This window comes from Paenibacillus flagellatus (genome assembly GCF_003217775.1).
In the GTDB taxonomy this organism is placed as follows: domain Bacteria; phylum Bacillota; class Bacilli; order Paenibacillales; family NBRC-103111; genus Paenibacillus_AB; species Paenibacillus_AB flagellatus.
In genome coordinates, this window is record NZ_QJVJ01000008.1 from 265,955 (window position 1) to 278,349 (window position 12,395).

General features: G+C 55.2%; 12 protein-coding genes and 1 pseudogene. 11 read left to right on the forward strand and 2 right to left on the reverse strand.

The window, feature by feature from the left end; all coding sequences use genetic code 11:
• Positions 1-182: 182 nt before the first annotated feature.
• The 3 genes and pseudogenes from phnC (at position 183) to phnE (DLM86_RS18850) (ending at position 2,533) form a co-directional block, all read left to right on the forward strand.
• Positions 183-956 (forward strand): phosphonate ABC transporter ATP-binding protein, encoded by a 774-nt coding sequence (gene phnC, locus DLM86_RS18840; RefSeq protein ID WP_110841604.1) that lies wholly within the window; start codon positions 183-185, stop codon positions 954-956.
• Positions 957-991: 35 nt separating this feature from the next.
• Positions 992-1,723: pseudogene (phnE, locus tag DLM86_RS18845) on the forward strand (phosphonate ABC transporter, permease protein PhnE); the annotation flags it as partial.
• 30 nt (positions 1,724-1,753) lie between these two features.
• On the forward strand, positions 1,754-2,533 hold the full coding sequence (gene phnE, locus DLM86_RS18850) for a phosphonate ABC transporter, permease protein PhnE (RefSeq protein WP_245954729.1): 780 nt from the start codon (positions 1,754-1,756) through the stop codon (positions 2,531-2,533).
• Between the two features lie 110 nt (positions 2,534-2,643).
• Here the strand turns inward: phnE (DLM86_RS18850) and DLM86_RS18855 are convergent, their stop codons facing one another.
• Complete coding sequence (locus tag DLM86_RS18855) at positions 2,644-3,312, reverse strand: TetR/AcrR family transcriptional regulator (protein WP_110841605.1); 669 nt, start codon at positions 3,310-3,312, stop codon at positions 2,644-2,646.
• A gap of 153 nt (positions 3,313-3,465) precedes the next feature.
• On the opposite strand from DLM86_RS18855, the gene DLM86_RS18860 reads away from it, so the two are divergent.
• The gene (locus DLM86_RS18860; RefSeq protein ID WP_110841606.1) at positions 3,466-5,055 is read left to right on the forward strand and encodes an MFS transporter; all 1,590 of its coding nucleotides are present in this window, start codon (positions 3,466-3,468) and stop codon (positions 5,053-5,055) included.
• 195 nt (positions 5,056-5,250) lie between these two features.
• A complete protein-coding gene (locus DLM86_RS18865) occupies positions 5,251-5,934 on the forward strand; it encodes an MIP/aquaporin family protein (RefSeq protein ID WP_110841607.1) in 684 nt (227 codons plus the stop codon).
• A gap of 377 nt (positions 5,935-6,311) precedes the next feature.
• Here DLM86_RS18865 and DLM86_RS18870 read toward each other — a convergent pair whose 3' ends face one another.
• Positions 6,312-7,139: a helix-turn-helix transcriptional regulator gene (locus DLM86_RS18870; protein ID WP_110841608.1), complete on the reverse strand. Its 828-nt coding sequence runs from the start codon at positions 7,137-7,139 to the stop codon at positions 6,312-6,314.
• 232 nt (positions 7,140-7,371) lie between these two features.
• On the opposite strand from DLM86_RS18870, the gene DLM86_RS18875 reads away from it, so the two are divergent.
• The 6 genes from DLM86_RS18875 to DLM86_RS18900 all read left to right on the forward strand — a co-directional run bounded on the left by DLM86_RS18875 (position 7,372) and on the right by DLM86_RS18900 (position 12,319).
• Complete coding sequence (locus DLM86_RS18875) at positions 7,372-8,121, forward strand: SDR family oxidoreductase (protein ID WP_110841609.1); 750 nt, start codon at positions 7,372-7,374, stop codon at positions 8,119-8,121.
• 234 nt (positions 8,122-8,355) lie between these two features.
• The gene (locus tag DLM86_RS18880) at positions 8,356-9,552 is read left to right on the forward strand and encodes a winged helix-turn-helix domain-containing protein (RefSeq protein WP_110841610.1); all 1,197 of its coding nucleotides are present in this window, start codon (positions 8,356-8,358) and stop codon (positions 9,550-9,552) included.
• A 412-nt stretch (positions 9,553-9,964) separates the two neighbouring features.
• On the forward strand, positions 9,965-10,432 hold the full coding sequence (locus DLM86_RS18885) for a phage tail protein (protein ID WP_110841611.1): 468 nt from the start codon (positions 9,965-9,967) through the stop codon (positions 10,430-10,432).
• A gap of 19 nt (positions 10,433-10,451) precedes the next feature.
• Positions 10,452-10,949 carry a DinB family protein gene (locus DLM86_RS18890; protein WP_110841733.1) on the forward strand — a complete coding sequence of 166 codons (498 nt, stop codon included), beginning with the start codon at positions 10,452-10,454 and terminating at the stop codon, positions 10,947-10,949.
• Between the two features lie 172 nt (positions 10,950-11,121).
• Positions 11,122-11,676 carry a dihydrofolate reductase family protein gene (locus DLM86_RS18895; RefSeq protein WP_110841612.1) on the forward strand — a complete coding sequence of 185 codons (555 nt, stop codon included), beginning with the start codon at positions 11,122-11,124 and terminating at the stop codon, positions 11,674-11,676.
• Positions 11,677-11,689: 13 nt separating this feature from the next.
• Positions 11,690-12,319: an SRPBCC family protein gene (locus DLM86_RS18900; protein WP_342773096.1), complete on the forward strand. Its 630-nt coding sequence runs from the start codon at positions 11,690-11,692 to the stop codon at positions 12,317-12,319.
• The last annotated feature ends 76 nt before the right edge of the window (positions 12,320-12,395 follow it).

The following is a 12,395-nucleotide window of genomic DNA, read 5'->3' on the forward strand; positions in this document are numbered from 1 at the left end:
GGTCAACCTTCATCGTATCATAAACGGAACGGATCGGGCAGGGGGAATGAACGGCAAGTTTCCAAACAATACTATAAGGACGGTGTAGAAATTGTAAATTTGTTTCGGGAAAAAGGATTTGTTCGCGTAATGTCGAATGATGTCTATCGCTCGCCAAATTACCGATAAAGGGATTGAACGATATGATCGAATTCAGGCACGTAAAAAAGGTATACCCCAACGGAACGATCGGGTTAAACGATATCAACTTGACGATCGGCAAGGGAGAGTTCGTCGTCATCGTCGGCTTGTCCGGCGCCGGCAAATCGACGATGCTTCGCTCGATCAACCGGCTGCACGACATTACAAGCGGCGAAATCGTCATCGACGGCCAGTCGATCACGTCGGCGAAGGGCGAGAGCCTGCGGAAAATGCGCCGCGGCATCGGCATGATTTTCCAAAGCTTCAATCTCGTCAAGCGGTCGACCGTCCTGCGCAACGTGCTGTCGGGCCGGGTCGGCTACCACGGGACGCTGCGGACGATGTTCGCTCTGTTCCCGAAACGTGACGTCGAGCTCGCGATGAAGGCGCTCGAGCGGGTGAATATCGCGGAGAAAGCGTACGTCCGCGCCGACCAGCTGTCCGGCGGACAGCAGCAGCGCGTCTCGATCGCGCGGGCGCTCGCCCAGGAAGCGAAGATCATATTGGCGGACGAGCCGGTCGCCTCGCTTGACCCGCTCACGACGCGGCAAGTGATGGACGACCTGAAGCGGATCAACCAGGAGCTCGGCATTACGACGATCGTCAACCTGCACTTTATCGATCTGGCCCGGGAATACGCCACGCGCATCATCGGTCTGCGGGCCGGGCAAGTCGTGTTCGACGGACCGGTAGCGGAAGCGACGGACGAGAAGTTTTCCGAAATTTACGGCCGCGCGATCAAGAGGGACGAGCTGTTGGGAGGCGGAGGCCATTGAAATCGCCCGCTACTACGGTTGCGCGTCCTTCGCGCATGAAGCTGTACAGCTGGATCGTCATCCTGATCGCGCTGTTCATCGGCAGCGTGTACCAGACGGAAGCGACGCTGACGAAGCTGGTTACCGGAACGCCGCAAATTTGGGCGTTCATCAAGGAAATGTTTCCGCCCGACTGGTCGTTCACGCCGAAGGTGTGGAAGCCGATGCGGGAGACGCTCCAGATGGCCATTCTCGGCACGTCGCTGGGCGCCCTGCTCGCCTTCCCGACCGCCCTGTTCGCCGCCCGCAACGTGACGCGGTCGCCGTGGCTGTACTATCCGGCGCGGCTGATCATGAACTTGCTGCGGACGATTCCCGACCTGCTGTACGCGGCGCTGTTCGCGGTCATCGTCGGCTTCGGTCCGACGTCGGGAACGCTCGCGTTGTTTTTCTTCACCTACGGCATCATCTCGAAGCTTGCCTATGAGTCGGTCGAGGCGATCGATCCCGGGCCGTTGGAGGCGATGACGGCGGCCGGCGCCAACAAGCTGCAGTGGATCCGCTTCGGGGTTCTTCCCCAGGTCGGGCCGACGTTTCTCGCGCATCTGCTCTATACGTTCGAGGTGAGCATCCGCGCTTCCGCCATTCTCGGTCTCGTCGGAGCGGGTGGCATCGGGCTGCTGCTCAAAAACGTGCTCGACCTGTTCCGCTACGACCAGGCGTTCGTCCTCATCCTGATGACGCTTGTCGTCGTCATCGTCATCGATACGGTCAGCACCCGGCTGCGGACGCTGCTCCTGAAAGGGACGATGAAGCCGATGTCGCCGGCGGCCGGCCGTTGGGGCTGGATCGTGGGCGTGGCGGCAGGCGTCATTCTCATCGCCTGGTCGCTCGTCGGGCTCGAATTTACCGGCATTCAGGAGACGGCGAAGGTGATGTCCAAGGCGATGCTGAACGGGATTCTTCATCCCGACTGGAACTACGTCTGGCTGCCGGAAGGCGAGGACCTGATCCGCAACCTGCTGCTGACGCTGTCCATCTCCTACTTGGGCAACATCGTCTCGATGATCATCTGCATCCCGATCGCGTTCTGGGCGGCGGCCAACATGAGCCGGTCGCGCTGGGTGTCCGGCAGCGGCAAAATCGTGCTCAGCATCATCCGGACCGTCCCGGAGGTGATCATGGCGATCATCTTCATCAAGGCGGTCGGACCCGGCGCCTACGCCGGGGTGCTGGCGCTCGGCGTCCACTCCGTCGGCATGCTCGGCAAGCTGTACGCCGAGGCGATCGAGAATATGGACATGGGGCCGACCGAGGCGCTGACGGCCTGCGGCGCCAACCGGTGGCAGACGCTCTCGTTCGCGGTCATCCCGCAGGTGCTGCCGGACTTTCTGTCCTACGCCTTGTTCCGGTTCGAGATCAACGTCCGCTCCGCGACGCTGCTCGGCATTATCGGCGCGGGCGGCATCGGGACGCCGCTCATTTTCGCGATCAACGGCTTCAGCTGGCCGCGGGTCGGCATCATCCTGATCGGCATTATCGTGACCGTTTCGATCATCGACTATATATCCGGCGCGCTGCGCAAACGTATCGTATAGCGGCGTCGATTTCCGGGCCGGGCTCTTTCCTTAGGGGAAGGGCCCGGCTTTTTGCCGTGCCGTGCGGGGCTGATTTTTGTTGGAGGAATGGGAGTGGAGTTGAGGGTGCATTATTCCGTCTCGGGTGAGACATCGATAGCTTGCGAAGCTTCCTGCGGCCACAAATAATGGTGCAGCATATCGACCGTTGCTTCCACCAAGCGCTCGCGGCCGATGCCGGTGCCGCCGAAGGCGACGGCTTCGACAATGCTATTCGCCGCCAGGATAATGACCGTTGCCGCCGCTTCCGGGTCCCGGATCCGGATCTCGGGCTGCCAGGAGCGAAGCAGTCGTGCCGTCATTTTGAAGAAGAACCGCAGTTCCTTCTCAGCCATGTCCTTCACCTCGGGATAGGACAATGCCATGATGTTCATTTCCCGATGAAACCCGGGATCCACCTCGTGGGCTTTGATCACGGTCTCGATCACGTCTCGGATAAGCTCCCGCTTGTTCTGGCTGGCGTTCAACCGAAGAGCGCCGTGACTTCGAAGAATCTCGGAGAAATGTTCATGGAAGAGAGCCAGCGCGTCCTTGAAAATCTCCATTTTATCCGTGTAGTAAGAATAGACGCTGCCGACGGCCACCTGCGCTTCCTTCGCAATCGCCTTCGTATTCGTGGCGTGGAAGCCTTTCTCCGAGAACAGCTTCAAGGCCGCTGCCACGATTTTTTGCTTGGTCTCCACGCTTCGCCGTTGCCGGGGGACACGGGTCTTGTCCTGATCCCGCTCTGCCATATTCATCACCTACGCCTCATTGTATGCTTCCCCCTCATCCAAGTCAACGAACAAGGTGAAACAGAGTTCATATTTAGCGTTGACAAAAGTGAACTTTGGTTCATATAATGCATTCAAAAGGTGAACTTTAGTTCACATTGTAAAAGGAGAGGATAATCGATGTCGCAGCTTACCGGCTTTCGCCGCTGGATCGCCTTCGTCGCCGTCATCTTGGGTTACTTCATGGCACTCTTGGATACTACCATCGTTCATGTTACCCTTCCGGAGATGACCCGGCACTTCCACACGACCATGGACAATATGTCCTGGATCGTTAATGGCTATAATCTGGTCTTCGCCGTTTTCTTGGTCACCGCTTCCCGGATCGCGGATCAGTTCGGACGCAAGCGCCTGTTCCTCATCGGTACCGCGCTGTTCATCGCCACTTCCATTTTGTGCGGACTTTCTTCCTCCGTGGAAGCCATGGTGTTCTTCCGAGTTTTGCAGGGCTTATCGGCCGCCATTGTCGTTCCGGTAACCATTCCCTTGGCGGCTAACCTGTTCCCTAAGGAAAAACACGGCATGGTTCTCGGCATCTGGGGCGCCATCTCCAGCCTGGCGGCTGCAAGCGGTCCGACCTTGGGCGGCATATTGACCGATTCCATCGGCTGGGAAGCCATCTTCTTCGTGAACGTGCCCATCGGCATCGCGGCGATTGGCCTCACCATCCCGCTCGTTCGGGAATCCATGGACGCTTCCGCGGGACGGAGGCTCGATTGGCTCGGCATGCTGACTTTATCCGCTTCGTTGTTCTTTCTGACTTTTGGGCTGATTAACGTAAGCGACTGGGGCTGGAATTCGGTTAAGCTCATCGGCTCTTTTGCCGCATTCCTCGTGTGCCTCATCCTGTTTTTAGCGGTGGAGCGGCGGACGGCGGAGCCTATGCTTCCTTTGTGGCTGTTGCGCATCGTTCCCTTCAACGGGGCCGTTCTCGCCCTAATGGTATTAGGCGCCGGCATGACGGCGACTTCCTACCTGATGTCGTACTTTCTGACCGGAATTTTGGGCCATAGCGTCCTGCACGCGGGTGTCACCATCTCCGCCATGTCCCTTACATCCATGGTGATCTCCGCAATAGCCGGAGGATTGTCCAACAAGTACGGCAGCCGCTGGTTCGTCGCGGCGGGGGTAGCGGTCCTCGCCCTCTCGGTCTATCTGGACGGGTCACTCACCGTGAATTCCACGGAGTGGAGCGTCATCTGGCGGTTGGCCTTGTCCGGCGTCGGCATCGGCCTCTCCATAGCCCCCGTGATGGGTGCTTCCATCCGCAACGTTCCGGAGGAGAAAGTCGGCATCGCTTCGGGCATCACGAATATGTCTAGAGCGATCGATTCCGTTCTGGGGGTGGCGATTCTGGTGTCCGTGTTGAATGGAGCGCTGAATCATTACGGTGCGGATATTGCAGGAAAGGAGAATCAGCGGAGTGCGAGCAACGCCGTGCTGTCGGACGAAGCGAAGCAAGTTCTGTTGGAGCGGGCGGGACGATTGGAGCAGCGGCCATCCCCCGTCGATGCGACGGATGCGAAGAATGCGGAGGAGCAGGATGCGTTCGTCGCCTCCTTCCGCCATACGTTCCATGTAGCCGGCTGGCTCCTGCTGCCGGGGATTCCCTTCGCGTTGATCTCCGACCGCAGGCGCGGCCAACGTCTCGCGTCCGGGTCGTCTACGAAGAACGCATCGCAGCACCAGCCGCAGGCGAATGCTCCTTGATGGGCGAATGAGCTTGCCGGAATGAGAGGATTGCCCGAAGATACGAAGCTGATCGATTAGTTTCCTACGGGATAAATCCAGATTCATGGAGTACGGCTGTAGGCTCACAACAGAGCCTGCAGCCGTTTTCGCACTCAAGTTCAGATTTGGTCTAGATTTCCCGCATATAATGATAGCAAACCGATCTTGGGAGGGATGGTATTGCAATTTAAGAAGTATGTGGCCGAATTCATCGGCACGTTCGTACTCGTTCTGTTCGGCTGCGGAAGCGCAGCCACGGCGGGGGGCGAGCTAGGGTATTTGGGCATCGCCATGGCTTTCGGCCTGTCGATCGTGGCGCTCGCCTACGCGATCGGCCCGATTTCCGGCTGTCACGTCAATCCTGCCGTATCGCTCGCCATGCTTGTCAGTCGGAAGCTTTCCGTAAAAGATTTCATCGCCTACGTCGTCGCTCAGGTCGCCGGCGCCGTCGCCGGCTCGGCGCTGCTGTACGCGATCATCGACTCGACGGGCAAGGCGATTACAAGCCTCGGGCAGAACGGCTTCGGCGAAGGCTACGGCATCGGCATTACGGCTCCGATGGCCGTTGTGGTGGAGATTGTTTTGACGTTCGTTTTCGTCTACACCATTCTCGGCGTGACCTCGGAGTCCGGCAACGGCAGAGTTGCCGGGCTGGTTATCGGCCTGACGCTCGCGTTTGTACATATTCTCGGCATCGGCTTGACGGGGACTTCGGTCAATCCGGCGAGAAGCTTCGGGCCGGCGTTCCTGCTCGGGGGAGAAGCATGGTCCGAATTATGGGTTTTCGTCACGGCTCCATTCCTCGGGGCGCTGCTGGCGGCGGCCGCTTACCGGCTGCTGAACGTCCGCAAAGCCTAGCGATTCGCCGAAAGGGAGACGCCGCGCTACCCGAGCTTCCATGTCTACCGCCTGCAGCGGGATGCAGGCCGATGGCGGCAGTCTAGAATTTTGAAATTTTTATTTCCCCTAAACACGAGCCACTGCCGCGATTCCGGGCTGTGGCTCCATTTTTCATCTGAATACCGGCAAAGTCTCCTTTTGTGAGCCTCCGTCAAGAAAGTGGACGCAGGATAACGGAGTTTAACCGAAATTTTTGTAAGACACCGCTTCAAATCGATCCGGCGAAACGTACCCCAATGAACCATGAATTTTTTTGCGATTGTAAAAGAACGCCATGTACTCAAAAACTTCTTGCTGCGCTTGAGCGTCAGAAATGTTGTTTGGAAATCATGAACTTACCTTAGCAACGCTTCCAACTGCTCCTCGGTCCCCGAGTTTTCAAGTGGAGTGAACACCCTCATGGCAAAAGCGCTGCTTTCAGAGATTGTAAACGTATGGTAACGGAATGTCAGCAGACCGGCTTCGGGAAGACGGATGATTTGTTCGCCTTCCAAAACACCGGAAACCTCTTGTCGATCCCATAACGTCCTGAACTCCTCGCTTCTGTCATATAACTTGTCGAATAGCTCTTGGTACCGCGAATCGTTCATGTTCAAGGCAAACCGATTTCTGAAATGAGCCACCATCGTAGAGGCGACATTGTCCCAGTTCACGATGCGAGACTTGTTGGCCTCTACCTCGAAGAGGCGCCAAAGCATATTTCTTTCGAGCCCCGGGGCCCGGCTTACGTCTCCGCACAACGTACCCGATATTCGGTTCCATGCGAGAACGTTCCAGTGCCTGTCGATCATGTACGCCGGGTAGGTTCCCATTCTGTCCAGAATCCGCAGCAGGGAGGCGGGGACGGAATCATCCGCTTTCGGCTGAGGAAGCGAGGAAGGATTGGCCAATACGAGAAGATGGTTGCGTTCGTCGCTGCTAAGCCGCAATGTTCGTACCAAGCTTTCCAAGACTTGCTCAGACACATGAATGTCCCGGCCTTGCTCCAGCGCGGTATACCACGGCAAGGAAATGCCCGATAAGCTTGCCACTTCCTCCCGTCTTAAGCCCGTTAGGCGACGGCGCGATGTTTCAACCTGCAAACCCGCCTCTCTCGGAGATAAACGCAAGCGGCGTGACCGGAGAAAGTCAGCCAATTGTTTACGTCTTCTTTCATCGTTCATCACGAATTTCCCTCTCCATATGGTGATACAATTTATAGCCGTATTGGCGGCAATACTATAAATTCAGACCTGTTTGTCGGTGGTATGACTCATTATAATCGACTTATCTTCCGTCGTGAAGGAGAGGCGGGGATAAGACAAGCTGTACCGAAATTCGCCTTGATCAGCTGTTCGCGGCTGAAGAGAAGCATATTGCAAGGTCAGTCCAATTATCGAATAAGAAGGAGAATTTATGGTGAAATCGGAACGGATCGAGCGTGGGTATAGTTTCAAGGGCAAACGCGTTGTTGTTCTCGGAGGAACGTCCGGAATCGGGTTTGCGGCAGCCGAAGCCGCTGCAGGGGAAGGGGCGTCCTTGGTCGTCGTGTCCAGTCAACAAGAAAGAGCCGACCGTGCCGCCTCGCGTTTGCCCGAAGGTACTCAGGGGTATGCGGTTGATCTGACAAAGGAGGAACAAGTTCGTCAATTTTTCAGCGAAATCGGGGAATTCGATCACTTGGTCTTTACGGCCGGCGACCCCTTGAGGGTTGAAAGTCTGGACGCCACCGACGTCGATACGGCGCGCCGATTGTTTAACGTGCGATACTGGGGAGCGTTTATGGCCGCCAAATACGGCAGCCGAAACATCAGACGGGGCGGGTCGATCACGTTGACATCCGGCGTTGCCGGCGTTCGTCCGCAGAAGGGGTTTACTGTCTCAGCCAGCATATGCGGCGCTGTCGAGTCGCTCACCAGGGCGTTGGCCGTCGAGCTGAGCCCGCTTCGCGTCAACGCCGTTTGCTTCGGCCTTATGCGTACCGAGATGTGGGACGGTATGCCTGAGGAGCACCGGAACGCCATGTATGAAAATACCGGGAAATCATTGCCGGTTGGGCGAGTCGGCGATCCGGAGGACGGTGCGGAGGCGTTTCTCTACTTAATGCGCGAGAAATATTCCACCGGTCAGATCGTTGTCGTAGATGGCGGTTCTACTCTGGTTTAAGTTTTTTGCAGGATGAACGGTGACTGAATCAATGGCTTGGCTGATCCAAGCACGGTAGAGCGAGGAGAACTCTATTAGAGTACCTCTTGTTTTTATTCCCTAGACAATGGTAAAATTTGTGGGAACATGTGTTTGTTTTTTGCGTTTTCCACGGACAGGGGGAGTAGGCGTGGTTGAAACCGTTGAAAAAGAGCAAGCGGCTCCCGTTTGTTTCGTTAAGGAGTCGATGCGTACATGATCGAATTGACCAATCGCCAGGCACGGCAATTTCTGTTATTGAAGCACGGGCTGTTAGGTGAATACCAATTTACCGGAAAGCAGGGAGTGTTGGATTTTGTGCGGCAGGTCGGCTGTATTCAATTCGATCCCATCGATGTTTGCGGAAAAAACGCCGAATTGGTACTACAGTCGCGAATCAAAGGATTCACCAAGAACATGCTCGACGAGTTGCTGTATAAAGATCGATTCCTGATCGATTATCCCGACAAGAATTTGGCTATTATGCCTGTCGAGGACTGGCCGTATTTTGAACGGTACAGGCAGGCTGCCCGGCAACATGCGAAGCGTTATCCCGAAATGGAAGTGTTGGCAGAGCAAGTACGGGTCCACATCCAAAATCACGGTGCGCTATGTTCGGATGATCTCAAATTGGATGGACATTTCTCGTGGCGATCGGCCATCCACTGGAGCGGCGGAAACAATACGTCCCGGTCGGTGCTGGAACAGATGTACTCGACAGGCGAATTGATTATCCATCACAAAAAAGGAACGCGTAAATATTACGATATCGCCGAGAAGTACATACAGCCAAATCTGCTGAATGCGTCGGAGCCGCTGAAGGGCGAGCTTGAGCATCACAAGTGGCGGGTACTGCGCCGGATCGGCGCCGTCGGTCTTTTATGGAATCGCGCATCCGACGCCTGGCTGAACATATGGGGATTGAAAGCGGAGCAGCGCAACGAGGTTTTCCGCCGGCTGTTGGACGAAGCTCGTATTGTTGCCATTGCCGTAGAGCAATTGAAGGATACGCTGTACTGCCGCACGGAGGACTTGCCGCTTATCGAAGCCGTCCTGCACAATCCGGAGCCGAAATATCGCTGCGAGCTGATTGCCCCGCTGGACAATTTGATATGGGACAGAAGGCTGATCAACGAATTGTTCGGCTTCGATTACACCTGGGAGATTTACACGCCCGCCATCAAACGGAAATTCGGCTATTATGTGCTGCCTCTATTATACGGAGAAAGCCTCATCGGACGAGCCGAGGTCATCGCGGAACGAAAAGCCGGGACGCTCGTCGTGAAAAACATCTGGTACGAGAACGGCATACGGCTAACAAAGCAGTTGCGGACAGCCTTGAATAACTGTTTTCAAAAATTCGCCATATTCAACGGATGCGAGACGATTTCGACAGCGTCTATGGATGGATAGTTCCGGTTCTCCGGCGGCATCTGCCGACAAGCCACCTCATAGGGTTTCGGCTGAATAGACAATCATATCGGCCGTTGCCTTTTTTAAGAAGCAAGTGTGCGTCTTTCGGAAGGTCGCCATTGACCGGTACGAGGTTGGCGCGCACCTGTAACGGCAAGTTTTCGGAGGCGCTTCGATTGCTGAAGCCGGTCCAATCCGGGACTTCATCCAATTCGGTTGAAAACGTTGTTGACACGACACCGAATGGTGGCATACAATCAAAACGACACTAAATGGTGTCTGATTAAACAATATTCCCTTCAGGAAATGGCGCAGGGGTTTCGGGAAGGTGTCGGCACCGTAACCGCATTCGGTGGCTAAAAGCTGGAATTCCTGTCGTTTCGGAAATAAACAAACAAGAGGAGAGATGGAAATGGCCCATGTAGTCGATTTCAAAAACGTGTCCACGACTGGCTTGGAGTCTTCCCCCGTCGCGGAGGCGCTTGCCGGCTTGCGTGCCAACGAAGCCCGCTACTTCATGACCAAATACAAGCATGAATTTACGGTTGTACCGGCAAGCGAAAGCCAGGAGACTCTCGATTACGTGAACCGCATTTTGAAAGAAGAACGGAATATCGAGTTTTCGAGCAAGCCTTTGGAAACGTCGCGCTTCCAAGTCGAAAATATTAATTGGGCCTTCGTCTTTTACGAAGACGGTCTTGCGGTCAACGTCCTGTATACCTTGGATGATCCGAAGAAGCGGGCCGTCGGTTTTAAGCTTTCCGAGGGGATGGAGGTACCGAAGGAGCTGGAGGAGAAGAAGTTTAAGTTCGCCAGACAGAAGTCCAAATTGGCTGGGACGATTCGCGGCTCGTTTTTTGTCATTAAAGGAGAATATTAAAAGGAGGCGCGAGCCCATGTTGAACAAAGCCTTGCTGATCGGGGACGTCCTGCACGAGTGGGCGGGGACGCGCCGGCTGCTCGCAAGCTTGCCGGACGAGCATCTCGGGTGGAGGCCGCACGCGAAGTCGTTCGCGCTCGGAGAACTGGCGACGCATCTCGTCAACCTATTGAATTGGCAGCTGGCCATTCTTCGTGATCCGGGTATCGACCTGGCGACCACGCCTTCTCGAAGGACGGCGTTAACGAGCCGACAGGCGCTGCTGGATGAGTTCGACGCGAACATCCGGGAGCTCGAGCGGACGCTGGACGCCATCGATGAAGCGGCGTTGGCCTCGGAATGGACGCTTCGTCGGGGCGATACGATCATGTCCGTTCAGCCGAAGGCGATTGCGTTCCGAACGATCGGCATGAGCCACATGGTTCATCACCGCGCGCAGCTCGGCATGTACTTGCGTCTGCTCGACCAGCCGGTCCCGGGCGTGTACGGCCCGACCGCCGACGAGCTCGGCAAGTAGCGACCGCCATTTTCGGAAAATCGATTGTTCGGTAAAGAAGATCGTCAGTCCCCGATTTTTGTTGGGGTTGGGCGATCTTTTTGTTTATTTGGGCCGCTTCTCTTAATATGACATAAGGTGGCATATTGAAAGTCTATAATGAATGGCAGATCCATAAAAGGAGGAACAACGCATGAATCGAAAAATCATTTTGGATTTGGCCGTTTCCTTGGACGGTTTTATCGAAGGGAAAAACGGGGAAGTGGATTGGTGCGTGATGGATGCCGAGATGGGGTTTACGGATTTCCTGAATCAAATCGATACGATTTTATATGGAAGAAAAAGCTATGATTTATGGGGACAATTTACTCCGGAAGTCGGACAGGATGATACCGAAAAAGAAATATGGGAGTCGGTGCACAGCAAAGAAAAGTATGTGTTTTCCAGAACTCAGAAAGGGACGGGCGGCAAAGCCGTTTTCATCAATGACAACATTCGCGAAGAGGTCGATCGATTAAAGAGGAAGCCGGGTAAAGACATCTGGCTGTACGGCGGAGCGAATCTGATTACGACGTTTGTCCATTTAGGGCTTGTGGACGAATTCAGGTTATCGGTTCACCCCGTTATATTGGGGGAGGGAAAACCGTTGTTTACAGATATCAGGCAAAGGACGAATCTGAAATTGGTTCGTACAAAAACGTTCTCCTCCGGCGTCGTGCAGCTGATTTATCATTTGAAAGGCCAATAAAGAGCAGCTTCTCTTGTTGAGACGAAGGGGTACGGAATGGTACCCCTTTATTGCGCCTACAATATACCTTGACGGGAATATTCCGAATGGGGTATATTTTAATCAGATTTTACATGGTGACAATGGAGGGATGGAAATGACGGTGAAATCGGAAGGCAAGGAGTTAATCCTAACACGCGTACTCCATGCGCCGCGCGAGCTTGTGTTCCAAGCATGGTCCGAGGTCGAGCATCTGAAGCGGTGGTGGGGGCCGAAAGGAATGGAAATTAGCGTCGCACAATTGGATTTCCGTCCGGGCGGTTTTTTCCACTACAACATGAAAGCTCCCGACGGCCAACAAATGTGGGGTAAATTTGTGTATCAGGAAATCGAAGCTTTCGAAAAGATCGTCTGGATCAACAGCTTTTCGGACGAGGCGGGCAACATCGTCCGGGCTCCGTTCAGCGACTTGATCCCGCTGCAAATACGCAATGCGGTAACCTTTAGCGAGCATAACGGGGTTACCACTATGACCTTATGCAGCGGACCGATCAACGCTACGGAGGAAGAGAGACGCTTCTTCGAAGGGATGTTCGAATCGATGCGGGAGGGCTTCGGAGGAACGTTCGATCAGCTCGAACAATATGTGGCGAACCTTGCTTAGTCAAGCTGGCGAGTGCAAGGAAACGAACGAAGGAGCGGCCTCGGCCCGCTCCTTTTGCATGCTTCGCCGAGAGGCG